1 pseudogene is annotated in these 262 nt (G+C 34.7%); it reads right to left on the reverse strand.

Features of this window, described 5'->3' with window-relative positions:
* Positions 1 to 194: pseudogene (locus tag GNY06_RS03400) on the reverse strand (IS5 family transposase); the annotation flags it as partial.
* Positions 195 to 262 lie beyond the last annotated feature (68 nt).

Consider the following 262-nt stretch of genomic DNA (forward strand, 5'->3'; position numbering starts at 1 on the left):
AGCCTTCTATCATTATCAAACCATGAAAAGGTTCTTTCTATTACCCATCGTTTACTTACAGGTTTAAACTCCTTTTTTGCCAGCTTTTCTTTGTCCCTGCTTACTACTTTTATCAGATAGGAATAAAACTTATCGGCTTTCTCTATAAATTCTCCTCTATACCCAGCATCAGCAAGGATACATTTAAACTTCATAAGTCCTTCATTTAGCATTCTAAGTAAAAGTAGTCCAGCCTTACTGTCATGAATATTGGCAACACATA

It is taken from the genome of Elizabethkingia argenteiflava (assembly GCF_009904105.1).
GTDB classification, from domain to species: domain Bacteria; phylum Bacteroidota; class Bacteroidia; order Flavobacteriales; family Weeksellaceae; genus Elizabethkingia; species Elizabethkingia argenteiflava.